This is a genomic window from Kitasatospora sp. NPDC086801, from assembly GCF_044745805.1.
Taxonomy (GTDB): Bacteria; Actinomycetota; Actinomycetes; order Streptomycetales; family Streptomycetaceae; genus Kitasatospora.
Window position 1 is genome coordinate 63,690 of record NZ_JBIVAX010000028.1, and the last position, 22,344, is coordinate 86,033.

The 22,344-nt window shown below is 73.5% G+C and carries 18 protein-coding genes; 10 read left to right on the forward strand and 8 right to left on the reverse strand.

Annotation, left to right across the window (positions count from 1 at the left end):
• Positions 1-120: 120 nt before the first annotated feature.
• From soxR to ACIPLC_RS25805, 3 genes are all read right to left on the reverse strand, one after another.
• Positions 121-603 (reverse strand): redox-sensitive transcriptional activator SoxR, encoded by a 483-nt coding sequence (gene soxR / locus ACIPLC_RS25795; RefSeq protein WP_400475393.1) that lies wholly within the window; start codon positions 601-603, stop codon positions 121-123.
• Between the two features lie 246 nt (positions 604-849).
• The gene (locus ACIPLC_RS25800; protein WP_400475394.1) at positions 850-3,210 is read right to left on the reverse strand and encodes an immune inhibitor A domain-containing protein; all 2,361 of its coding nucleotides are present in this window, start codon (positions 3,208-3,210) and stop codon (positions 850-852) included.
• Positions 3,211-3,371: 161 nt separating this feature from the next.
• The gene (locus ACIPLC_RS25805) at positions 3,372-5,462 is read right to left on the reverse strand and encodes a prolyl oligopeptidase family serine peptidase (protein WP_400475395.1); all 2,091 of its coding nucleotides are present in this window, start codon (positions 5,460-5,462) and stop codon (positions 3,372-3,374) included.
• Between the two features lie 82 nt (positions 5,463-5,544).
• Here ACIPLC_RS25805 and ACIPLC_RS25810 point away from each other — a divergent pair, with 82 nt between their 5' ends.
• The gene (locus tag ACIPLC_RS25810) at positions 5,545-6,717 is read left to right on the forward strand and encodes an aminotransferase class V-fold PLP-dependent enzyme (protein WP_363583841.1); all 1,173 of its coding nucleotides are present in this window, start codon (positions 5,545-5,547) and stop codon (positions 6,715-6,717) included.
• Positions 6,718-6,773: 56 nt separating this feature from the next.
• Here ACIPLC_RS25810 and ACIPLC_RS25815 read toward each other — a convergent pair whose 3' ends face one another.
• A complete protein-coding gene (locus tag ACIPLC_RS25815) occupies positions 6,774-7,181 on the reverse strand; it encodes an ArsR/SmtB family transcription factor (RefSeq protein ID WP_400475396.1) in 408 nt (135 codons plus the stop codon).
• A 29-nt stretch (positions 7,182-7,210) separates the two neighbouring features.
• Positions 7,211-7,585, reverse strand: a complete 375-nt coding sequence (locus ACIPLC_RS25820; RefSeq protein WP_063346882.1) for a hypothetical protein — start codon at positions 7,583-7,585, stop codon at positions 7,211-7,213.
• Between the two features lie 299 nt (positions 7,586-7,884).
• Here ACIPLC_RS25820 and ACIPLC_RS25825 point away from each other — a divergent pair, with 299 nt between their 5' ends.
• Both ACIPLC_RS25825 and ACIPLC_RS25830 read left to right on the forward strand, forming a co-directional pair.
• The gene (locus ACIPLC_RS25825) at positions 7,885-10,737 is read left to right on the forward strand and encodes a DEAD/DEAH box helicase (protein WP_400475425.1); all 2,853 of its coding nucleotides are present in this window, start codon (positions 7,885-7,887) and stop codon (positions 10,735-10,737) included.
• 408 nt (positions 10,738-11,145) lie between these two features.
• Positions 11,146-11,679, forward strand: coding sequence for a class IV adenylate cyclase (locus tag ACIPLC_RS25830; RefSeq protein WP_400475397.1), 534 nt, complete (start codon positions 11,146-11,148; stop codon positions 11,677-11,679).
• A gap of 147 nt (positions 11,680-11,826) precedes the next feature.
• On the opposite strand, the gene ACIPLC_RS25835 is transcribed toward ACIPLC_RS25830, so the two are convergent.
• Together ACIPLC_RS25835 and ACIPLC_RS25840 are read right to left on the reverse strand one after the other, a co-directional pair.
• A complete protein-coding gene (locus ACIPLC_RS25835; RefSeq protein WP_400475426.1) occupies positions 11,827-12,729 on the reverse strand; it encodes a 5'-3' exonuclease H3TH domain-containing protein in 903 nt (300 codons plus the stop codon).
• A 58-nt stretch (positions 12,730-12,787) separates the two neighbouring features.
• Entirely contained in the window at positions 12,788-13,855 is a 1,068-nt protein-coding gene (locus ACIPLC_RS25840; RefSeq protein ID WP_400475398.1) for a cation diffusion facilitator family transporter, read from the reverse strand.
• Positions 13,856-14,135: 280 nt separating this feature from the next.
• Here ACIPLC_RS25840 and ACIPLC_RS25845 point away from each other — a divergent pair, with 280 nt between their 5' ends.
• The 6 genes from ACIPLC_RS25845 to ACIPLC_RS25870 all read left to right on the forward strand — a co-directional run bounded on the left by ACIPLC_RS25845 (position 14,136) and on the right by ACIPLC_RS25870 (position 19,990).
• On the forward strand, positions 14,136-15,083 hold the full coding sequence (locus tag ACIPLC_RS25845) for an acyl-ACP desaturase (RefSeq protein WP_400475399.1): 948 nt from the start codon (positions 14,136-14,138) through the stop codon (positions 15,081-15,083).
• Between the two features lie 133 nt (positions 15,084-15,216).
• Positions 15,217-16,140 (forward strand): class I SAM-dependent methyltransferase, encoded by a 924-nt coding sequence (locus ACIPLC_RS25850; RefSeq protein ID WP_400475400.1) that lies wholly within the window; start codon positions 15,217-15,219, stop codon positions 16,138-16,140.
• Between the two features lie 9 nt (positions 16,141-16,149).
• The gene (locus ACIPLC_RS25855) at positions 16,150-17,757 is read left to right on the forward strand and encodes an MFS transporter (protein ID WP_400475401.1); all 1,608 of its coding nucleotides are present in this window, start codon (positions 16,150-16,152) and stop codon (positions 17,755-17,757) included.
• A gap of 13 nt (positions 17,758-17,770) precedes the next feature.
• The gene (locus ACIPLC_RS25860) at positions 17,771-18,013 is read left to right on the forward strand and encodes an acyl carrier protein (protein WP_400475402.1); all 243 of its coding nucleotides are present in this window, start codon (positions 17,771-17,773) and stop codon (positions 18,011-18,013) included.
• Positions 18,010-19,233, forward strand: coding sequence for a beta-ketoacyl-[acyl-carrier-protein] synthase family protein (locus tag ACIPLC_RS25865; RefSeq protein WP_400475403.1), 1,224 nt, complete (start codon positions 18,010-18,012; stop codon positions 19,231-19,233). The genes ACIPLC_RS25860 and ACIPLC_RS25865 overlap by 4 nt, the downstream gene beginning before the upstream one ends.
• A 16-nt stretch (positions 19,234-19,249) precedes the next feature.
• On the forward strand, positions 19,250-19,990 hold the full coding sequence (locus ACIPLC_RS25870) for an SGNH/GDSL hydrolase family protein (protein WP_400475404.1): 741 nt from the start codon (positions 19,250-19,252) through the stop codon (positions 19,988-19,990).
• Positions 19,991-20,060: 70 nt separating this feature from the next.
• Here the strand turns inward: ACIPLC_RS25870 and ACIPLC_RS25875 are convergent, their stop codons facing one another.
• Positions 20,061-20,804: a gamma-glutamyl-gamma-aminobutyrate hydrolase family protein gene (locus ACIPLC_RS25875; protein WP_400475405.1), complete on the reverse strand. Its 744-nt coding sequence runs from the start codon at positions 20,802-20,804 to the stop codon at positions 20,061-20,063.
• Positions 20,805-20,956: 152 nt separating this feature from the next.
• Here ACIPLC_RS25875 and ACIPLC_RS25880 point away from each other — a divergent pair, with 152 nt between their 5' ends.
• Positions 20,957-22,342, forward strand: coding sequence for a glutamine synthetase family protein (locus tag ACIPLC_RS25880; protein ID WP_400475406.1), 1,386 nt, complete (start codon positions 20,957-20,959; stop codon positions 22,340-22,342).
• Positions 22,343-22,344 lie beyond the last annotated feature (2 nt).

The following is a 22,344-nucleotide window of genomic DNA, read 5'->3' on the forward strand; positions in this document are numbered from 1 at the left end:
GCCGCACACGCCCGGTCGGGCGCGGCGGGGAACCTCACGAGGGCCGCGTCCGACCGGGTTCCACCGTTTTCACGGTCCGGCTGCTCTCAGGGGCAGACTGTTTTCACGGTCCGGCCGTTTTCACGGCCCGGACGGCCCGCCGGCCCCGCCCGCCGTGCCCGGCAGCAGTCGGCGCGGGCCGGGCCCCTCGGCGGCCAGTTCGTCCCCGGGGTTGAGCACCCGGCAGCGGCGCAGCGACACGCAGCCGCAGCCGATGCAGCCGGTCAGCTCCGCCTCCAGCCGCTCCAGCTCGGCCCGCCGGGCGCGCAGCTGTTCGGCCCAGCGCCGCGAGATGCGGTCCCAGTCGTGCTTGCCCGGCATCCGGTCCTCGGGGAGCCCGGTGAACACCTCGGCCACCTCGGAGAGCGGGATGCCGAGCCGTTTGGCGACCAGGATCAGCGAGATCCGGCGCAGCACGTGCCGCCGGTAGCGGCGCTGGTTGCCCGGCGACCGCTCGGAGGAGATCAGCCCCTGGTCCTCGTAGAAGCGCACCGCCGAGGTGGCGATCCCGGCCCGCCGGGCCACCTCGCCGACGCTCAGCAGGTCGACCGGTGCGGTGTCCATGAGCGCGCTCCTCGGCTCCTTGACTTCAAGTCCTGTTGAAGATCTAGCGTACCGGACGTGGTCGGATCATCCGCTGCGCAGAGCGGTACCACCCCTGCCGATCAGGACAGTTACCCCTGGAATCGACGCCGAACGGCCTCACCGGGGATCGGCGTGAACCGTTCTCCGGGCGCGGTGAGACCCACGAGCCGGCCCCGGGTCCCTTTTCGTCGGGGGGCCCGGGGCCTTCGCGTGCTCAGGTGCGGCTCAGGAGGCCGGGCCCACCCGGACGGTGGTGATCCGCCCGCCCTGGGACTCCCGGACGACCTCGATCCTGGTGTTGGTGTCCGGCACCTTCACCGCGAGCTGCGGGAGGGCCGGGTCGCTGTACGTGCCGGTGTGGTCGTTGAAGACCGGGACGGCCGGCTCGGACGGGATCCGCACCGCGACGCCGCCCTTGTGCAGGGTGAACGCCGTGGTCGGCCTGAGCGAGAACGGCGCGTCGTAGGTCTGCGCCCGCCCGTTGACCAGGGTGCCGTCGGCGAAGCGGACCGCCGCCGGGTGGGCGTCGATCGGCAGGATCAGCCCGCCGCCGGGGTGGTCCTTGGTGTTGTTGTCGCCGTACGCGGTGTCCCACAGCCAGAGCAGGACGCCCTCCTGGTACGGGTAGGTGTCGACGACGTTGGCCTTGCCCGCGACGCCGGTGTACCCGAAGTTGTACGGGCCGGTCTTCAGGAACGCGCCGTAGCCGGTGTAGCGGCGGTTCTCGGCGAGGTAGGCGCGCGGGTGCTGCTTGACGGCGGTGCGGCCGGTGATGACGGTGAAGCCGGTGGCGGTCCAGCCGTTGGCGCCGTTCTCGGCGCCGTCGGCGAAGAGTTCGGTGCCGCCGGCGGTGATCTTCACGGCGTCGACGAGCACGCCCCGGCCGTGGGTGTTGCCGTCCGAGGTGACGTGGAAGCGCAGCCGGACCTGCTGGCCGAGGTAGCCGTCCAGCGGGAGGTGCAGCTTCCGGTAGGTGCCGGAACTGCCGCTGAGGCCAGGGGTGTTGGCGTTGGTGTTGCCGATCGGTGCGCCGTCGGCGGTGCCGCCCAGGGGCGTCCAGTGTTTGCCCTGGTCGGTGGAGGCCTCGACGGTGAGGAAGTCGTAGTCCTGCTCGGTGTCGTACCAGGCGGCGGCGTCCAGGGCGGCCGGGCCGGTGGCGGTGCGCAGGTCGACGTCCCGGCTGAGGGAGTTGTCGAGGTTGTCGCCGGTGTCGCTCCACCACTGCCTGGTGCCCTCGTACGGGTCGGCGAGGTCGGTGCTGGTGGTGCTGTCCGGCAGGTGGACGAGCACCGCCTGGGCCTGGTCGGTGTTGTAGCTGCTCACGCCGAGGGCGTGGCTGGACCGGGTGGCGGCCTGCGCCTCGTCGTAGTTGAGCCAGCCGAACTGGAGCTTGCTCCAGGCGTCGAGGTCGCCGGGGTAGCCGCCGGTGGTGTTCGGCCCCTTGCCCAGGTAGGAGCCGGAGGACATCAGCGACCAGAAGTTGACGCTGTTGTCGCCGCCGTTGGTGCTGTACAGGTCGGGCAGGCCGAGGTTGTGGCCGTACTCGTGGGCGAACAGGCCGACTCCGCTGTTCTCGCCGGCCTGGACGTAGTCGTAGACGTAGAGGCCGGTGTCGCCGACCGGCGCGCCGCCGATCTTGTTGCCCTCCGGGCCGGTCTGGCCGGTCGCGTCGGGGAAGGTCCAACTGCGGTGCGCCCACAGCGCGTCGGCGCCCTGGGCGCCGCCGCCCCAGGTCTCGTCGACACCGGCGTGCACGACGATGACGTTGTCGAGGTAGCCGTCGGGCTGGTTGAACTCGCCGGTCTTGGTGTGGTCGTAGCGGTCGTAGACGTCGTACTGGGCGAGCTGCGCCTTGATGTCGGCCACGCTGCGGCCCTTGGCGATCTCGCCGTCGTACCAGGCCTTGACGGCGTCCCGGATGAACTCCTGGCCCTGGGTCCAGGCGCCGGAGCCCTGCGGGCCCTTGTTGCTGCCGTAGCGGGCCTCGTTGTACGGGACGGTGACCCAGTCGCTGACGGTGCCCTGGACGTCGTAGCGGCCGGAGGACTGGGTGCGGTAGTAGTTGCGCATGGACACGGCGCCGGGCGTGTCGTCGAAGAACATCTTCTGGTAGTGGTCGCGGCCGAAGTCCGACTCCCACAGCGTGTGGTTGTCGTCCTTGCCCGGCTTGGGGATCTGGTTGTGGCGCGGGCCGGGGGTGCCGCCGTAGCGGGGCTGGCCGTCGTACTGGGTGGTGTCGTCGACCTCGTCGCCGAACTGGGCGAGGATGACGAAGACCTTGTCCGTGCGCTGGTGCGCCAGTTGGACGTAGTCGTTGCCGACCTTCACCTTGGCGGGGGCCCGCTTGTCGGCGGTCTTGGCGACGGCGCCCTTGTTGAGCTGTTCCAGGGCCTTGGTGCGGAGCGCCTGGCGCTCGCGCTCCTGGGGGGCGAGCGGAGCGGGCGGGGCTTCGGCGCCCTGCTCCGCAGGGGCGGCGGCGATCGTGGCGGGGGCGGGGGCGGCGGCCTGGGCGGGGGTGCCCAGCAGGGTGGCCGCTATCGCGCTCGTGGTGAGCGCGGCCGCGAGTGCCGCGGACAGTCTGCGCAACTGACCGGTCCTTTCCGGGGGATGGGATTCTGAGACGGGAGTAATCGTTCGGTGAAGCGCAGGTAATATTTCACATGTCACGGGTCACGTGGAAGAGGTGGCGGCAACGTGAAGGGCGCCGCACCACCGGTGCGACGCCCCTGTCCGGCGGATTCCGCGGCTCAGCCCAGAGCGGCCCGCAGGAAGGCGAGTTCGGCCTGGGTGACCTGCTCGTTCACCCCGCCCGGGGTCATGTGGGTGACGCCCGGCAGCGGCAGCACGCTGTGCGGCCGGCCGGCCTTGGTGAGCGCCTCGGAGAGCAGCAGGGTGTGCGAGGGGTGGACGTTGTCGTCGGCCAGCCCGTGGATCAGCAGCAGCGGCCGGGTCAGCCCCGGCGCGTCGGTGACCAGGCAGTCGTCGGCGTAGCCCTCCGGGTTGTCCTGCGGCAGCGCGAGGTAGCGCTCGGTGTACGCGGTGTCGTAGTGCCGGAAGTCGGTGGGCGGGGCGCCCGCGCAGGCGGCGTGGAAGACGTCCGGGCGGCGCAGCACGGCGAGCGCCGCGAAGTACCCGCCGTACGACCAGCCGCGCACGCCGACCCGGTCGAGGTCGAGATCGGGGTGTTGCCCGGCGAGCGCCCGCAGGGCGTTCACCTGGTCGTCCAGCGCCACCTGGGAGAAGCGGCGGAAGATCGCCCGGGTGAACTCCGGCGAGACGAACGGGGTGCCGCGGTTGTCGGTGGTGACGACCGCGAAGCCCTGGTCGGCCCACCACTGGCGGAGCTGCCAGCGGCGCGGCTCGGTCGCCACGGCCTGGAAGCCGGGCCCGCCGTAGACGTCCAGCAGTACCGGCAGCCGGCGGCCGGGGACGTGGTCGCGCGGGTACACCACGGCGGTGGGCAGGCCGAGTTCGGTGACTCGGGCGAGCCGTGGCCGCACCCGGTAGGGCAGGGTGGCGCTCAGGTCGGTGAGCGGCAGCGCGGGGCCGTCGGGCGAGGCGTCGAGCGAGCCGTCGCGCAGCAGCCGGCGCCGGATGCCGTCGGCGTCGGCGGTGGTGAGCAGCAGGGTGCGGCCGGCGGCGAGTGCGGAGTGCACGCCGGGGCCGGTGGTGACGGGTTCGGGTGCGCCGCCGTCCGGGTCGACCAGGTGGACGTACTGGTCGGCCGGGTCGCCCTGGCCGGTCTCGCAGAGCAGCCGGCCGTCCAGGTGCCCGACCACCCGGCGGATCTGGAGCCCGGTGGTGTCCAGCGGCTTGCCGTCCAGGGCGAGGCCGCGGGCCTGCGGGGTGTCGTGGGCGGTGAGCAGTCGGCCGTCGGTCAGCCGGGCGGGGGTGCCGGGCAGGTCGTCGACCCAGAACTCGTCGGTGGTGCGGGAGAGTTCGCGGGTCTCGCCGGTGGCCGGGTCGGCGGTCAGCAGCAGGACGTGCTGCTGGAGCCGGTCGGCGACGGTGAGCAGCAGCTCCTGGTCGGAGGCCCAGGTGGCGGCGCAGAGGTACGGGAACGCGGCGGCGTCCCAGCGGAGCCGTACCCGGCTGCGGTCGAGGCCGAGCACCCAGAGCTGGACGTCCGCGTTGGGGCCGCCGGCCTGCGGGTAGGCGAAGTCCTCGGCGGGCTCGCCGGGGTGGGCGGGGTCGGCGAAGTAGCGCCGGGGGAGGGCGGATTCGTCCACCCGGGCGGCCAGCAGCGCGCCGCCGTCGGGGCGCCACCAGTGGCCGCGGGAGCGGCCGAGCTCCTCGGCGGCGGCGAACTCGGCGACGCCCCAGCGGGCGCCGTCGGCGGGGGAGAGCGGTTCGAGGTCGGGGGTGACGTACAGGGCGTCGTCGGCGACGTAGGCGACGCGTTCGCCGGCGGCGTCCGGCCGGGGGTCGAACGCGGGCCCGGCGACGGGCAGTTCGGTGCCGGTGGCGGTGGCGGTGTCGATCCGGAACAGCCGGCCGTCGAGGACGAGGACGGCGGTCGCGAGGTCGGCGGTGGCCGCGTACGTGCCGATGCCGGCGGCGACCAGGCGGGTGCGTTCGCGCAGCCGTCGTTCGACGGCGGGCAGGTCGTCGCGGCGGCCGGCGCGCCCGGGGGCGAGGACGGCCGGGTCGGCCACGAGTCGTTCCTCGCCGGTGGCGGTGTCGAGCAGGTGCAGGCGGTCGACCGGATCCTCGGAACCGGTCGAGCGGAGCAGCAGCAGCCGGGTACCGTCCTCGGCGAGGGTGAACGCGCGCGGCGCACCGAAGGTGAACCGGCCGGTGCGGGCGCTGAGCGACAGGAAGGGGTCGGTGATGGTCACGGCCCGATCGTCGTCTCGGGACACGCCACCCGACCAGTACCCTGTCATGTGAAATGTCACACATCACAATGCGGAGGATGCCGTGATCGAGGACCTGTGGACCGCCGAACCCCCGGCCCCGCTGCCCGCGGCCGACGGGCTGTTCGGCGTCTCACCGGACGCGGCGCACCTGAACCACGGTTCGTTCGGCGCGGTGCCCGTCCCCGTGCAGCGGGCGCAGCAGCGGCTGCGCGCCGAACACGAGCTGGACCCGGACGGCTTCTTCGCCGACCTGCCGGCCCGGGTCGGCGCGGCGCGGACCAGGATCGCCGCCGACCTGGCCGTCGACCCGGGCCGGCTCGCCCTGGTCTCCAACGTCACCGAGGCGGTCGCGATAGCCCTGGACACCATCCCGTTCGCGCCCGGCGACCGGATCCTGGTCACCGACCACGGCTACGGGGTGGTCACCCGGGCCGCCGCCCGCCGGGCCGCCGAGACCGGCGCCGAGGTGGTCGAGGTCGAACTGCCGCTGGACACCCCCGACGAGCAGGCCGTCCGGGAGGCGGTGCTCGCCGCCGTCGACGAGCGCGTCACCGTCGCGGTGCTGGACCAGATCACCTCGCCCACCGCCCGCCTGATCGCCGGAGCGGGCCTGCTCGCCGACCTGCGCGAGCGCGGCGTGACCACCGTCGTGGACGGCGCCCACGCCCCCGGCATGCTGCCCGCCCCGGTCGACCCGAACGCCGACTTCTGGTTCGGCAACCTGCACAAGTGGGCCTTCGCCCCGCGCGGCACCGGCGTGCTCGCCGTCCGCCCGGAGTGGGTGGACCGGGTGCGCCCGCTCACCTTCTCCTGGGAGCACGACCGGGGCTTCCCGTGGAACGTCGAGTGGCGCGGCACCTGCGACTACACGGGCTGGCTGGCCGCCCCGGCCGGGTTCGAGCTGCTGCGCGAGCTCGGCCCCGAGGCGGTGGCCGCGCACAACGCCGCGCTCGCCGGGTACGGCCAGCGGGTGCTCGCCGAGCGGGCCGGCCTGTCACCGCTGCCCGCGACGCCCGGGGTCTCGATGCGCTCCGTCCGGCTGCCGGCCGGGTGCGTCGAGGCGGAGCAGGACGTGAGACCGCTGCGGGACGAGGTGTGGCAGCGGCTCGGCACCCGGATCGCGATCCGCCCGTGGGCCGGCGGCGGGGTGCTGCGGGTCAGCGCGCAGCTGTACAACCGGCCGCGGGAGTACGAGCGGCTGGCGGACGGGCTGGCCGACCTGCTGAAGGGCTGACCGGCTCGCGGGGGCCGGCCTGCGCACGCGGCTAGTCCGGGCGGGCCCGCACGCGGCTACTCCGGGCCGGGCCGGTCGGATCCGGCTCGCTCCGATCCGGCCCGCTCGGAGCTGGCTCGCTCGGATCCGGCTCGCTCGGAGCTGGCCCGCAGTTCGGCGAGCAGCAGGTTCTGGTCGGCGAGCAGCCCGGTGAGGATCCGCCGGGCCGCTCGCAGCAGGTCGGCGACGTCGCCGCCGGCCAGCTCGTACACCACCGTGCTGCCCTCCCGGGTGGCGGTGACGATGCCGGACCGGCGCAGCACCGCGAGCTGCTGGGAGAGGCTGGAGGGCTCGACCTCCAGCTCGGCGAGCAGCCCGCGGACGGGCGTCGGTCCGGCCTGGAGCAGTTCCAGCACCCGGATCCGGACGGGATGGCCGAGCATCCGGAAGAACTCGGCCTTGGCCTGGTAGAGCGCTACCGCCACGAGTCCCCCCTTCCCTGGTGTCGGTCCGCTCAGATCTCCAGCGAGAGTTCGATCCGCTTGAGCTGGTGGCGGGCCATCGCGAGGTTGGAGCGGCCGCGGTTGAGCGCCAGGAAGAGGAAGAGGCCGCGCCCGGTGGGCGTGGTGATCGGTCGGACCAGGTGGTACTGGTTGGTGAGGCTGATCAGGATGTCCTCGATCTCGTTGTCGTGCAGGTTGAGCATCTCCATCGCCCGCATCTTGGCGCGGACCACGTCGGTGTTCCCGGCGGCGGCGACGTTGAGGTCCAGTTCGCCGCCGTCGCCGAGGCTGCCGAGCGCCATGCCGCTGCCGTAGTCGACCAGGGCGACGCCGATCGCGCCGTCGATCCCCATGGCCTCTTTGAGGGACGTCTCCAGGTTCGCCATCGTCGGTGTCCTCCCGTGAGTTGGTGGCGGTGGGTCCGCCGTGGCAACGACGGTAGGGAGGTCGGACGGCGCTCCACCGGGGATGACCGGAGACGTCCGAAGCTGGTCGGACTCCGATCACTTGAAGATGTTTGCAACTATGGATGTGAGAGAGAAGCGATCCCGGAGTGATCCAGCGGCCGATCCCGTCGCACGGACGAGCCGATCCCGTCGCACGGAAAAACGGTGCTATTGATGTCGGTGCCGCCGGGTAACCTCTCGCTGAGATGCGAGATCACACCAACCACACCCGGACGGCGATGAACACCCCTGAGCCCCAGCCCCACGACGACCAGGAGCTCAGCCCCGCCGAGGCGTACGCGGCCAGCCGCCGCCGGGCCAAGGAGCAGGCGACCGCGCTCCACGGCTTCCAGCAGCTCTACGACTTCCCGCTGGACGACTTCCAGCTGGAGGCCTGCGAGGCGCTGGAGGCGGGCTCGGGCGTCCTGGTCGCCGCGCCCACCGGCTCCGGGAAGACCATCGTCGGCGAGTTCGCCGTCCACCTGGCCCTCCTGGGCGGCCGCAAGTGCTTCTACACCACGCCCATCAAGGCGCTGTCCAACCAGAAGTACGGCGACCTGGTCAAGCGCTACGGCGCCGCCAAGGTCGGCCTGCTCACCGGCGACAACACCGTCAACGGCGACGCCCCCGTGGTGGTCATGACCACCGAGGTGCTGCGCAACATGCTCTACGCGGGCTCCAGCACCCTCGACGGCCTCGGCTACGTCGTCATGGACGAGGTGCACTACCTCGCCGACCGCTTCCGCGGCGCCGTCTGGGAGGAGGTCATCATCCACCTCCCCGAGTCGGTCACCCTCGTCTCGCTCTCCGCGACCGTCTCCAACGCCGAGGAGTTCGGCGACTGGCTGGACACCGTGCGCGGCGGCACCCGGGTGATCGTCTCCGAGACCAGGCCCGTGCCGCTGTGGCAGCACGTGATGGCCGGCAACCGGATGTACGACCTGTTCGCCAACCCCGACCGGGACGGCCGCCCCAAGGACGGCCCGCGCAACCCCGGCAAGGCCGTCAACCCCGAGCTGGTCCGGCTCGCCCGCTCCGAGCTGGACCGCAACCCGCGCGACCGGTTCGGCCGCGGCCGGGGCCGCAGCATGCCCAACGGCCGCCCCGGCCGGGTCTGGACGCCGGGCCGGGTGGACGTCATCGACCGGCTCGACGCCGAGGGGCTGCTGCCCGCGATCACCTTCATCTTCAGCCGGGCCGGCTGCGAGGCCGCCGTCCAGCAGTGCCTCAGCTCCGGCCTGCGGCTCAACAAGGACGCCGACCGCGCCGTCGTCCGGGCCTTCGTCGAGGAACGCTGCGCCGACATCCCCGACGAGGACCTGCACGTCCTCGGCTACTTCGAGTGGCTGGACGGGTTGGAGCGCGGCATCGCCGCCCACCACGCCGGGATGCTGCCGCGGTTCAAGGAGGTGGTCGAGGAGCTGTTCGTGAAGGGCCTGGTCAAGGCCGTCTTCGCGACCGAGACCCTGGCGCTCGGCATCAACATGCCCGCCCGCTCGGTGGTCATGGAGAAGCTGGTCAAGTGGAACGGCGAGACCCACGCCGACATCACCCCCGGCGAGTACACCCAGCTCACCGGCCGGGCCGGGCGCCGCGGCATCGACGTCGAGGGCCACGCCGTGGTGCTCTGGCAGCGCGGCCTCGACCCGGAGGCGCTGGCCGGTCTGGCCGGCACCCGCACCTACCCGCTCAAGTCCTCGTTCCGGCCGTCCTACAACATGGCCGTCAACCTGGTCTCCCAGTTCGGCCGGCACCGCTCGCGCGAACTGCTGGAAACCTCCTTCGCCCAGTTCCAGGCCGACCGCTCGGTGGTCGGCATCGCCCGCCAGGTCCAGCGCAACGAAGAGGGGCTGGAGGGCTACCGCGAGTCGATGACCTGCCACCTCGGCGACTTCGACGCGTACATGGACCTGCGCCGCCGGCTCAAGGACCGGGAGAACGAACTCGCCCGCGAGGGCAGCAGCCAGCGCCGCGCGGCCGCCGTCGAGTCGATCGAGCAGCTCAAGCCGGGCGACGTCATCCACGTCCCCACCGGCAAGTTCGCCGGCCTCGCCCTGGTCCTCGACCCGGGCCTGCCGCCGGTCAGCCGCAACGGCCGGGTCGGCCGCCACCCCGACTTCCAGGACGGGCCCCGCCCGGTGGTGCTCACCGCCGAGCGGCAGGTCAAGCGGCTCGCCATGATCGACTTCCCGTACCCGGTCGCCGCCGTCGATCGGGTGCGCATCCCCAAGTCCTTCAACCCGCGCAGCCCGCAGTCCCGCCGGGACCTCGCCTCCGCGCTGCGCACCAAGGCCGGCCACCTGGAGCCCGAGCGGTTCCGCCGGGGCCGCGCGGCCGCCGCCGACGACCAGGAGATCACCCGGCTGCGCACCGAACTGCGCCAGCACCCCTGCCACGGCTGCGACGAGCGGGAGGACCACGCCCGCTGGGCCGAGCGCTACCACCGCCTGCACCGCGACACCGAGGTACTGGAACGCCGGATGCGCTCCCGCACCCACACCATCGCCCGCACCTTCGACCGGGTCTGCGGGCTGCTCACCGACCTCGGCTACCTGAGCGGCGACACCGTCACCGACGACGGCAAGCGCCTCGGCCGGCTCTACGGCGAACTCGACCTGCTCGCCTCCGAGTGCATCCGCGAGGGTGTCTGGAGCGGCCTGGACGCCGCCGAACTCGCCGCCTGCGCCTCGGCGTTGGTCTACGAGGCGCGCCAGTCCGACGACGCCACCGCCCCCCGGGTGCCGGAGGGCGGGGCCAAGGAGGCGCTCGGCCAGATGGTCCGGATCTGGGGCCACCTGGACGCCCTGGAGGAGCAGCACCGGATCAACACCGCCGAGGGCGTCGGCCAGCGCGAGCCCGACCTCGGCTTCGCCTGGGCCGCCCACCGCTGGGCCCTCGGCCACAGCCTGGACCAGGTGCTGCGCGACGCCGACATGCCGGCCGGCGACTTCGTCCGCTGGACCAAGCAACTGATCGACGTCCTCGGCCAGATCCAGGACGCGGCCGGCGAGGACGCCGAACTCCGCCGCACGGCCCGCAAGGCCGTCGACGGCCTGCGCCGCGGCATCATCGCCTACTCCTCGGTGAGCTAGCCAGGTACGACAGGGGCCCGCACGTTCACCCCGAACGTGCGGGCCCCTCTCGCGCCTGGCGGCTCCCTAGTAGGGCTTTGTTAGGTGCGGTGGTGTGGGGGAAGCTGCCCGGCCTGCGGCCTTGGCGACTTCCCCCTGCTCTCGTCGCCGCTTCGCCTCCCGCCGAAGCGGCGACGGCGCTGAGCAGGAAGTCGGCTGGGCCGACTTCCTGCTCAGAAGGAGGAAAGGCGAGAGCGTTTCCGAAGGGGAAGAGTGGTAGTCGGCGGCCTCGCTCAGTCGAGTCCTGTGGTCGCGGCCCGTCTCGCGCGGACTCGCCATCGTCCACCCCGGCCTGGACGAGGTCGCACGAGGTATCACCGATATCGTGCGCCCGAATGTCCCGCATCGCATCGAGGAGGGCAACTCGCCGTGACCGTAACCGAGTTCGAAGCGAAGGTTTTCAACATCGAGCCGGAGAAGATGTGCGCGCTCCTGACCGAGGCCGGGGCCGAGCATCTGGGTGACCGATTCCAGCGCCGCTATGTCTACGACATTCCCGGCCGGCCGGGTGCGTGGGTCCGGCTGCGTGACACCGGCAGCGACGTCACGCTGTGCGTCAAGGAGATCCACTCCGACGCGATCGACGGCGTGACCGAAACGGAGACGACCGTCGGTGACTTCGATGTCACGAACACACTCCTCGGCCAGCTCGGCTACCAGCCGAAGGCGTACCAGGAGAACCGCCGGTCCGCCTGGACGCTGGGCGGCGCGGCCGTCGAGATCGACCACTGGCCGCTGATCCCCCCGTACGTGGAGATCGAGGGCGACAGCGCCGAACACGTCCACGTGATCGCCCTCGCGCTCAAGCTCCCTCTGGAGAAGCTGACGAGTGAGAACACGACCAAGGTCTACCGCCGGTACGGGATCGACATCGAGGCGATTCCCCGGCTCACGTTCGAGTGACAGGAGACGAGCCTTGTCGGCAACCCATCGTCCGGCGGTCAGGGTCGTCCGGGACACGGTGCCGCCGCCTGAGTTGTCGACTGTCGGTCGGGCATCCAGGGCCCGCGCGTTCGATAGGAACGTGCGGGCCCCTTCGCGTGTACGGGCTCAGCGGGCGGAGAGGGACTCCAGGAGGCGGTCGAGGGAGCTGCCGAGGCCCCAGCGGGTGGAGAGTTCCTCCAGGGTCATCGGGTCGAGCGGTTCGTGGGGGAGCGCCGGGTCGAAGGCGGGGAGCGGGGCGTCGGGGGCGACTCGGACGACGGTCGGGGCGACGTCGAGGTAGGGGGCGCCTTCGACGATGTTGCGGCGGCGGGCCGGGGTGAGCTTGGAGCCGACGTCCAGGGCGGCGGCGCGGACGGCGGCGAGGTCGCCGTATTCGTTGATCAGCTGGACGGCGGTCTTCTCGCCGATGCCCTTGACGCCGGGCAGGCCGTCGCTCGGGTCTCCGCGCAGGGCGGCCATGTCGGCGTACTGGGCGCCGCGCACGCCGTACTTCTCCAACAGCAGCGCGTCGTCGGTGACCTGGAGGTTGCCCATGCCCTTGACCGGGTAGAGCACGGTGATCCCGCGGGCGTCGTCGACCAGTTGGAACAGGTCGCGGTCGCCGGTGACGATCTGCACCGGGCCCTCGGCGTGGGCGGTGAGGGTGCCGATCACGTCGTCCGCCTCGTAGCCGGGGGAGCCGACCCGGGCGATGCCGAGCGCGTCCAGCACCTGCTCGATCACCGGGACCTGCGGGGCCAGGGTGTCCGGCACCTCCTCCTCGCCGTCCTGGGCCGCCTCGGCGACCCGGTGGGTCTTGTAGGAGGGGATGAGGTCGACCCGCCACTGCGGGCGCCAGTCGGCGTCCATGCAGGCGACGAGCTGGTCGGGGCGGTGGTCGTGGACCAGCCGGGCGATGAAGTCCAGCAGGCCGCGGACGGCGTTGACCGGTTCGCCCTGCGGGGAGCGCAGGGTGTCCGGCACGCCGTAGTAGGCCCGGAAGTACAGGCTGGCGGAGTCGAGGAGCATCAGTCGCGGTGCGGTCACGTGTCAGATCATGCCGCACCGCGACGACAGGAGGGCGGCTTCAGTGTTCGTGCGGGCCGGCACGGTGGACCGGGCCGTGCGCGTCGGCGCAGTGTTCGGCGGGCTGCTCGCCCGGGGCGGCGATCTGGAGCAGGGCGCCGGCCGCGTCCTCGCCGACGTGGTCGACCTGGAGCGTGCTGTGGGTGATGCCGTACTCGTCGGCCAGTCCGCGCTGGAGCTCGCGCCGGACGGCGTGGCAGTCGCCGCCGGGGGTGACCAGGATGTGCGCGGACAGGGCCGGCTGGTTGGAGGTGATCTCCCAGATGTGCAGGTCGTGGATCTCCTCGACCAGCGGCTGGGCGACCATCCGGTCGGCCACCGCGTCCGGGTCGATGCCGGCCGGGGCGGCCTCCAGGAAGATCCGTCCGGAGTCGCGGACCAGGCCGATGCCGGCCTTGAGCATCAGCGCGACCACGATCAGCGAGGCGATCGCGTCGGCCCGGACGAAGCCGGTGGTCAGCATGACGGCGCCGGCGACGGCGGTGGCGATGAACGCGTACAGGTCGGTGAGCACGTGCTGGAAGGCGCCCTCGACGTTCAGCGAGCTGCGGTTGGCCTTCGACATGCACCAGGCGGCGGCCAGGTTGACCACGATCCCGATCAGCGCGGTGACCAGCACCAGCGAGCCGGCGACCTCCGGCGGCTCGAACAGCCGGGTGACGGCCTCGTAGCCCAGCCAGGCGGACAGCACCAGCAGCGTGACGCCGTTGGCCTGCGCGGACAGGATCTCGGCGCGCTTGAGGCCGTACGTGTAGCCGCCGCGGGCCGGGCGGGCGGCCAGGCGCATCGCGACCAGCGCGAGGACGATCGAGGCGGCGTCGGTGAGCATGTGTGCCGCGTCGGAGATCAGGGCCAGGGACTTCGCGGCGAAGCCGACCACGACCTCGCCGGCCATGAAGACGACGATGAGCGCGAGGGCGCTGAGCAGCCAGCGGCGGTCGGCGTCGGCGGCGACGCCGTGCGAGTGACCGCCGTGACCGCCGTGTCCGCCGTGTCGGTGTCCGCCGTGGTCGTGCGCGTGCTTGTGGTCATGCGCATGATCAGCGGGGGAATGCTCGTGCCCGGCCATCGAAGTCCTCTCTGGACGCACGGGTGGGAGGGGAGGGGCGCGATCGCCCTGCACCCGAAGTGAACCGCAGAATGGACAGAGATCCAAAGGCTGTACTGGTGACCGTTGTCGTTGCCGTCCGGACGGCTTGCTCCGGCCGGGTGGAAGGGCGGTTCTCGCCGGGGGCGCGCCCTTCCCGTTGCCGTCGGCATAGGCCCCGGTCAGGGCCGGAGACCCGCGTCACCTGAACGGGTGAGGTCGGCTTGCACTGCGACGCGCGGTTCGGCGACGATCATGCCCCGTGAAGATCGCTACGCCGGAGACCGTTCACTGGATCGCCGAACTGGAGTCGACCGCCGAAGAGTTGATGAACCGTCATCTCGCGGCGGCGCGCGAGTGGTTCCCGCACCAGTATGTTCCCTGGAGCCTCGGCCGGGACTTCGACGGCCCGCTCGACGGCGAACCCTGGCACCCCGGGCAGTCCGCGCTCAGCCCCGCCCTGCGCTCCGCCCTGGTCGTCAACCTGCTGACCGAGGACAACCTGCCCGGCTACCACTGGACCATCGGCGCGCAGACCTCCCGGGACGGCGCCTGGGGCGCCTGGCTGCACCAGTGGACCGCCGAGGAGGACCGGCACGCCTCCGCCCTCCGCGGCTACCTGCACGCCGCCCGCGCCGTCGACCCGGTCGCCCTGGAACGCGCCCGGATGGCCCACCTCGGCACCGGCACCGTCCCGGAGCCCGAGGGCGTCCTCGGCGTGGTCGCCTACGCCGCCGTCCAGGAGCTCGCCACCCGGGTCAGCCACCGCAACGCCGGCCGGGTCAGCGGCGACCCGGTCTGCGACCGGCTGCTCGCCCGGATCGCCCAGGACGAGAACCTGCACATGGTGTTCTACCGGGAACTGCTGCGCACGGCCTTGGAGCTGGACGCCGACCAGGTGCTCGTCACGCTCGACCGGACGGTCCGCGACTTCGCCATGCCCGGCCAGGGCATGCCCGGCTTCGGCCGGATGGCCGCCGAGATCGCGGTGGCCGGGGTCTACGACCCGCGGGTGCACCACGACGAGGTGCTCGTCCCGATGCTGCGCGCCCTCAGGGTGCACGACCTGGTCGGGCTCGGCCCCGCAGGGGAGCAGGCCCGCGAGCGGCTCGCCGCGCACGTCGAGCAGCTGGACGCCCGGGCCGCCCGCTTCGTCGAGCGCCGCGCCCAGGCACTCGCCGTCCGAGCCCGCCGGGCCGAGCATGCCTGAACCCCGCCGAGCATGCCCGAACCCGCCGAGCACGCCTGCACCCGGCGGGCACGCCTGCGCCCCGCAGCGCTCGCCCGAACCCGCCGGGCCGAGCATGCCTGAACCCCGCCCGCCTCAGCAGAACAGGAACCGCATGACCATCACCACCGCCGGCGCCAGTGCCGCCGAGATCGAGTTCCACTACGACCTCGGCAACGACTTCTACGCCCTCTGGCTGGACGAGACGCTCGCCTACACCGCCGCCAAGTGGGACGGCATCCCGCGCGACGAGCCGGACGCCACCGCCCTGCCCCGCGCCCAGCGCGCCAAGCTCGACCACCACCTGGACCTGGTCGGCGCCCGCCCCGGCGACGGCCTGTGGCTGCTGGACATCGGCTGCGGCTGGGGCGCGATGCTGGAGCACGCGAGCCGCGACGACCGGGTCGCCCGCGCCGTCGGCCTCACCATCTCCCGTGCCCAGTACGACTTCCTCGCCGCCCGCGCCCTGCCCGGCGCCGAGCCCCGGCTGGAGAGCTGGGAGGACCACGCCCCCGAGCGGCCGTACGACGCCGTCGTCGGGATGGGCTCCTTCGAGCACTTCGCCACCGCCGGGATGACCCGGGCCGAGCGGCTCGACGTCTACGCCCGCTACTTCGCGGCCTGCCACCGCTGGCTGCGCCCCGGCGGCCGGATGTCGCTGCAGACCATCGCCTACGACGGCGCCTACGACGGCACCGGCCCGGTCGGCGAGTTCGTCGGCAGCGACATCTTCCCGAACGCCAGGCTCCCCCGGCTGAGCGAGATCGCCGCCGCCTGCGACCCGTACTTCTCGGTGGTCGCGCTGACCGCCTCGGCGGAGGACTACGCCCGCACCCTGGCCTCCTGGTCGGCGCGGCTGCTGCGGGCCCGCGAGGGCGCCGAGCAGCTGGTCGGCCCCGAGGGCTACCGGCGGTACCGGCGCTACCTGCGGGCCAGCGAAGTGACGTTCCTGCGCGGTGCGGCCACGCTGTACCGGATCGGGTTCCGGCGGCGTGACGAGCCGCTGCGGCTGGCCGATCCGCTCCGGCAGTCGGCCTGAGGCCCGGGCGTGCAGCACCCGGACAAGGCGCAGCGCCCGGACAAGGCGCAGCACCCGGACAAGGCGCAGCGCCCGGACAAGGCGCAGCGCCCGGACAAGGCGCAGCGCCCGGAGAAGACGCGGCACCCGTACGCCCCGTTGCCCCCGCACCGGGCCTGGGCGGCCGTCGCGGTGGTCTGCGCCGCGCTGTTCCTGCTCGGCCTGGACTTCACCGTCCTCAACGTGGCGATCCCCGGCCTGCGCGCCGACCTCGGCCCCACCCTCGCCGAGACCCAGTGGATCGTCGACGGCTACGCCCTCGCGCTCGGCGGCTGCGTGCTGGCCGCCGGTGCGCTCGGCGACCGGTACGGCCGGCGGAAGGCCTTCCTCACCGGCCTGGCGCTCTGCGCGGCCGCGTCGGTGGCCGGGACGGTCGGCACCGGCGCCGCCCAACTGGTCGCCGCCCGCTGCGGGATGGGCCTCGGGGCGGCCCTGTTCATGCCCGCGACCCTCTCCACCGTCGTGCACGTGCTGCCCGAACCGGCCGCCCGGAAGCGGGCGATCGGGATCTGGGCGGCGGTGGCCGGGGTCGGCGCGGTGTTCGGCCCGGTCGCGGGCGGCCTGCTGGTCGAACGGTACGGCTGGCAGTCGGCGTTCTGGCTGAACGTCCCGGTGATCGTCGTGATTGCGGCGGCCGCGTTCGTGCTGCTGCCCGAGTCCCGCGACCCCGAGGCCCGCCCGCTGGACGGGCCCGGCGCGCTGCTGTCCTGCGCCGGGCTGCTCGCGCTGGTCTGGGGCGTGATCGAGGCCCCGGGCCGCGGCTGGACCAGCGCCGGGGTACTGACCGCCTTCGCCCTGGCCGCCCTGCTGCTGGCGCTCTTCGTCCGGCGCCAACTCCGCTGCGCCGCACCGATGGTGCCGATCCGGCTGCTGCGCGGCGGACCGGTCTGGCCGGCCATCGCGACGCTCGCGCTGATGACCTTCGCGATGTTCGGCGCGCTGTTCCTGCTCACCCTCTACCTCCAGCAGGTCCGCGGCCTGACCGCCTGGCAGGCCGGGCTGCGGATGATCCCGCTCTCCCTCGGCCTCGCCGTCGGCGCGGTCCTCGGGCCGCTGCTGGCCCGCTGGTCGGGCGCCCGGGTGCCGTCGGCCGGCGGACTGCTGCTGATCGCCGCCGGATTCGTCCAACTCGGCCGGCTGGAGGCCGGATCGGGGGACGCCCCGGTGCTGCTCTTCGAGGCCCTCTCCGGGTTCGGCGCCGGACTGCTGGCGCCGGTCGCCACCGAACTGGTGATGGGCGCCGTCCCGGCCTCCGCCGCCGGAGTCGGCTCCGCGCTCAACGATGCCACCCGGCAGGTCGGTTCGACCCTCGGGGTGGCGGTGCTCGGCTCCGTCCTCGCCACCTCGATCGGCGGCGCCGCGCCCGGCGACCCGACCGCCTTCACCGACGGCCTCACCGCGGCGGCCGTCGTGGGCGGCGCCGTCGCGGTGCTCGCCGCCGCCCTCGCCTGGTACCGGCTGCCCGGGCGCGGCCACCGGCCCGCCCCCGTTCCCGAGGCCCCCGCTCCCGAGGCCCCCGCAGCCGACGTTCCCGACCTCGACGTTCCCGCAGTCGAACCCGCAACCACCCCGAACTGAAAGGCACTTCACCATGCCCACCGCCTACGACACGATCCGCGCCTGCCTCGTCGACGAGTTCGACGTCTCCCCCGCCGTGGTCACCCCCGACGCCACCCTCGCCTCGCTGGCGCTCGACAGCCTCGCCCTGGTCGAGCTCTCCCTCGTGGTGGAGGAGCGGCTCGGCGTCACCGTCGCCGACATCACCCCGGACCGCACCCTCGGTGAACTCGCCGCCCATGCGGACGCCACCCTGGCCGCCGGCGCCGTCAGTTGAGCGCCCGCGCGGTGGCCGTCACCGGGCTCGGGCTGGTCACGCCCGCCGGCACCGGGACGGCCGCCGTCTGGGCCGGCTTCCTCGACGCCGGGCCCACTGCTGCGCCCGACCCCGAACTCGCCGGCCTGAACGTCGACTTCTCCTGCCAGGTGACCGACTTCGACCCGCCCGCCCTGCTCGGCGGGCGGCTCGCCCGCCGCCTCGACCGCTTCACCCAGCTCGCCGTGGTCGCCGCCCGGCAGGCCGTAGCCGACGCCGCCCTCGACCCCGCCGCCTGGGACGGCACCCGGGTCGGCGTCGTCCTCGGCGTCAGCGCCAACAGCGTGCAGACCTACGCCGTCGAGTACGCACGGATGGAACAGGGCCGGGCCGACCGGGTCTCCCCGCTGATGCTGCCGCGCAGCATCCCCAACATGGCGGCCGGCGAGGTCGGCCTCGACCTGGGCATCCTCGGCCCCGGCCTGACGGTCAGCACCGCCTGTGCCTCCGGCACCACCGCCCTCGCCCTCGGCGCCGACCTGATCCGGGCCGGGACCTGCGACCTCGTCCTGGCCGGCGGCACCGACAGCGCCCGCATGCCGATGACGGCCGTCGCCTTCGACCGCCTCGGCGCGCTCTCCCGCCGCCGCCACGACCCGGCCGGCGCCTCCCGCCCGTTCGACGCCGACCGGGACGGCTTCGTCCTCGGCGAGGGCGCCGGCGTCCTCGTCCTCGAACGCGCCGAACACGCCCGGGCCCGCGGCGTGCAGCCCCGCGCCCACCTGGCCGGCCACGGCGCCGCCTGCGACGCCCACCACTTCACGGCCCCGCACCCCGGCGGCGACGGCCTCGCCCGCGCCGCCCGGGCGGCCCTCGCCGACGCCGGGCTCGCCCCGTGCGAGATCGGGCACGTCAACGCGCACGGCACCGGCACCTCGCTCAACGACTACGCCGAGGCGGCGGCCCTACGGCAGGTCTTCCGCCGACCGCCGCCGGTCACCGCCAACAAGAGCGTCATCGGGCACACCATGGGCGCGGCCGGGGCGATCGAGGCGGCCGTCACGATCCTGACCCTCCAGCACCGGCTCATCCCGCCCACCGCCAACCTCGACCGGCTCGACGAGGGCATCGACCTCGACGTGGTCGTCAAGGTGCCGCGCCCGCTCGCCGTCCCCACCGCCCTGTCCGTCTCCAGCGGCTTCGGTGGGCAGAACGCCGCCCTCGTCCTGACCGCCGCCTGATCCCGGAGCACCGTCCATGCGCCGCCCCGCCGCCCGGCTCGCCCGGCTCTACGCCCGCCTGCTGGCCCACCGCCCGCCCGCCGACTGGTCCGTCCCGGTCGCCGACGGGCGGTACGGGCCGACCGAACCCGCCTCCGACGCCCGGCCGCTCACCCTGCTGATGCTCGGCGACTCGCTCGCCCAGAGCTTCGGCGCCCACCGGCCCGAACAGACCCTCGGCGCCCGGCTCGCCCAGGGCCTGGCCGAGGGCACCGGCCGCCCGGTGGACCTCCGGGTGCGCGCCCGGGTCGGTGCCACCACCGCCGCCGTCGGTCGCCAATTGCTGCGCGCCGCCCGGCTGCGGCCCGGCGTCGCGGTCCTGATCGTCGGCGGCAACGACGTCCTGCTGCCGACTCCGCTTGGCCGCGCCGCCCGTCGCTTCGCCCACGTCGCCCAGCACCTGCGGGACGCCGGCTGGCAACTCGTCGTGGTGCCCTGCCCCAACCCCGGCTACGGCCCCGGCTTCCGCGCCCCTGCCCGCTGGATCGGCCACCACCGGTCCCGCCGCCTGGCCCGCCGCCACGTCCGCACCGCCGACCGGGTCGGCGCCCACCTGGCCCCCACCTCGGGCCCCGAGTTCCGCGACGACGCCGAGCACCTGCTCGGCCCGGACGGCGTCCACCCCTCCCCGCACGGCTACGCCACCCACGCCGCCCGGATGCTCCCGGCCCTCCTCGCCGCCGCCGCCCGCCTGCCCGAACCCGCCGTCCACGCCTGACACTTCGAACGCGGAGGTCCCCGCACCCCGGACGGGGTGCGGGGACCTCCCGGGCCTCAGCCCCGTCCGGCTACGCCAGCAGCGCGGTGTCCAACTGCGCGGTGTCCAACTGCGCCGCCGTGGCCGCCTGCACCAGGGCCTGCATCACCCGCAGGTCGTCCCCCTGCTCCGGGTGCCACTGCACGCCCAGGGTGAACCCCGGGCCCTCGACCGCCTCGACCGTCCCGTCCGGCGCGTGGGCCGAGACCCGCAGGCCCGCCCCGATCCGGTCGACGCACTGGTGGTGGAAGGTCGGCACCTCCAACTCGCTCTCCGGCAGCAGCCCGCCGAGCAGCGTCCCCGGCACCGGCCGCACCAGGTGCGTCCCGTACCCGCCGTCCGTGCCGCCGTGGACGTCCACCGGGACGACGTCCGGCAGGTGCTGGACGAGGGTCCCCCCGCAGACGACGTTGAGCACCTGCATGCCCCGGCAGATCCCCAGCAGCGGCATCCCGGCCGCGAGGGCCGCCCGCAGCAGGGCCGACTCCCACCGGTCCCGTTCGGGGGAGTCGACCTCGGTGCGGGGATGGGCGGGCTGCCCGTAGTAGGTGGGGTCGATGTCCGGCCCGCCCGCGATGACGAGGGCGTCGAGCCGGGCGAGCACCTCGGGTGCGCGGTCGGGGGAGTCGGGCGGGAGCAACACCGCGATCCCGCCGGACTCCTGGACGTACGCGGTGTACCGCTCGGGCACCAGGGCCACCCGGCGGCCCCGCCAGTTGCTCCAACTCGCGTCGACCAGGTAGGTGCTGACGCCGATGAAAGGCCTGCGATCCATGGCGCGCATTCTCCTCCCGTACCGTCTGATCCCCCGTCAACCACGCATGTCGGCGCGCCACACCTGCCCGCCCTCTTCCGCGCCGTCCGCCGCAGGCCGTACGGTTCGCTGTGACCGCTTGAACTCGAAGAGTGATCGTGGAGGGTTCCGTCATGCCCGAGAACGCCGCCGCGGGCGTGCCGCCCCGGGCGCCGCTGACCCTGGACGAACTGCGCATGCTGGTGGACACCGGCGAGGTCCACACCGTGGCGCTGGCGTTCACGGACATGCAGGGGCGCTTGCAGGGCAAGCGCTTCGCCGCCCGCTTCTTCCTGGACGAGGTGGTCGAGCACGGCGCCGAGGCCTGCGACTACCTGCTCGCCGTGGACGTCGACCTGAACACCGTCGACGGCTACGCCTTCTCCTCCTGGGCCACCGGCTACGGCGACTTCGCGATGCGCCCCGACCTCGGCACCCTGCGGCTGACCCCCTGGCAGCCGGGCACCGCGCAGGTGACCGCGGACCTGGCCCGGCACGGCGGCCACCCGGTGGACGCGGCCCCCCGCCAGCTGCTGCGCCACCAGATCGCGCGCCTGGCGGAGTACGGGCTGGCCGCCGACATCGGGACCGAGCTGGAGTTCCTGGTGTTCCGGGACACCTACGAGCAGGCCTGGCTGGGCGGTTACCGCGGCCTGACGCCGGCGAACCTGTACAACGTGGACTACTCGATGCTGGGCACCGCCCGGGTCGAGCCGCTGCTGTCCCGGATCCGCAACGAGATGGCGGGCGCCGGGCTGGTGGTGGAGTCGGCCAAGGGCGAGTGCAACCTCGGCCAGCACGAGATCGCCTTCCGCTACGCGGACGCGCTGACCACCTGCGACCAGCACAGCGTCTACAAGACGGGCGCGAAGGAGATCGCCGCGCAGCAGGGGTGCGCGCTGACCTTCATGGCCAAGTACAACGAGCGCGAGGGCAACAGCTGCCACATCCACCTGTCGCTGCGCGACGCGGTGGGCGCGCCGGCCTTCGCCGACCGGGACGGCCGGATGACCGACACCATGCGGCACTTCCTGGCCGGCCAGTTGACGGCGCTGCGCGAGTTCAGCCTGCTGTACGCGCCGAACATCAACTCCTACAAGCGCTACCGCCAGGGCTCGTTCGCCCCGACGGCGGTGGCCTGGGGCCGGGACAACCGGACCTGCGCCTACCGGGTGGTCGGCCACGGCCCGGGCCTGCGGATGGAGAACCGGGTGCCCGGCGGGGACGTCAACCCGTACCTGGCGGTGGCCGGGATGATCGCGGCCGGCCTGCACGGGCTGCAACGGAAGCTGGAACTGCCGGCGCCGTGCCTGGGCAACGCCTACGCCGTCGAGGAGTACGCCCGGGTGCCCGGTTCGCTGCGCGAGGCCGCGGAGTTGTGGGCGGACAGCGAGCTGGCCCGGGCGGCCTTCGGCGACGACGTGGTCGAGCACTACCTGAACATGGCCCGGGTGGAACAGTGCGCCTTCGACGGCACCGTCACCGACTGGGAGCGCTACCGATCCTTCGAACGGATGTGAGG

What these genes read in the sequence shown, in the direction of transcription:
- soxR (WP_400475393.1), bottom strand. Translation starts at nt 603, where the DNA reads ATGGACACCGCACCGGTCGACCTGCTGAGCGTCGGCGAGGTGGCCCGG.
- ACIPLC_RS25820 (WP_063346882.1), bottom strand. Translation starts at nt 7,585, where the DNA reads ATGGCGAACCTGGAGACGTCCCTCAAAGAGGCCATGGGGATCGACGGC.
- ACIPLC_RS25825 (WP_400475425.1), top strand. Translation starts at nt 7,885, where the DNA reads ATGAACACCCCTGAGCCCCAGCCCCACGACGACCAGGAGCTCAGCCCC.
- ACIPLC_RS25835 (WP_400475426.1), bottom strand. Translation starts at nt 12,729, where the DNA reads ATGCTCCTCGACTCCGCCAGCCTGTACTTCCGGGCCTACTACGGCGTG.
- ACIPLC_RS25840 (WP_400475398.1), bottom strand. Translation starts at nt 13,855, where the DNA reads ATGGCCGGGCACGAGCATTCCCCCGCTGATCATGCGCATGACCACAAG.
- ACIPLC_RS25850 (WP_400475400.1), top strand. Translation starts at nt 15,217, where the DNA reads ATGACCATCACCACCGCCGGCGCCAGTGCCGCCGAGATCGAGTTCCAC.
- ACIPLC_RS25860 (WP_400475402.1), top strand. Translation starts at nt 17,771, where the DNA reads ATGCCCACCGCCTACGACACGATCCGCGCCTGCCTCGTCGACGAGTTC.
- ACIPLC_RS25870 (WP_400475404.1), top strand. Translation starts at nt 19,250, where the DNA reads ATGCGCCGCCCCGCCGCCCGGCTCGCCCGGCTCTACGCCCGCCTGCTG.
- ACIPLC_RS25875 (WP_400475405.1), bottom strand. Translation starts at nt 20,804, where the DNA reads ATGGATCGCAGGCCTTTCATCGGCGTCAGCACCTACCTGGTCGACGCG.
- ACIPLC_RS25880 (WP_400475406.1), top strand. Translation starts at nt 20,957, where the DNA reads ATGCCCGAGAACGCCGCCGCGGGCGTGCCGCCCCGGGCGCCGCTGACC.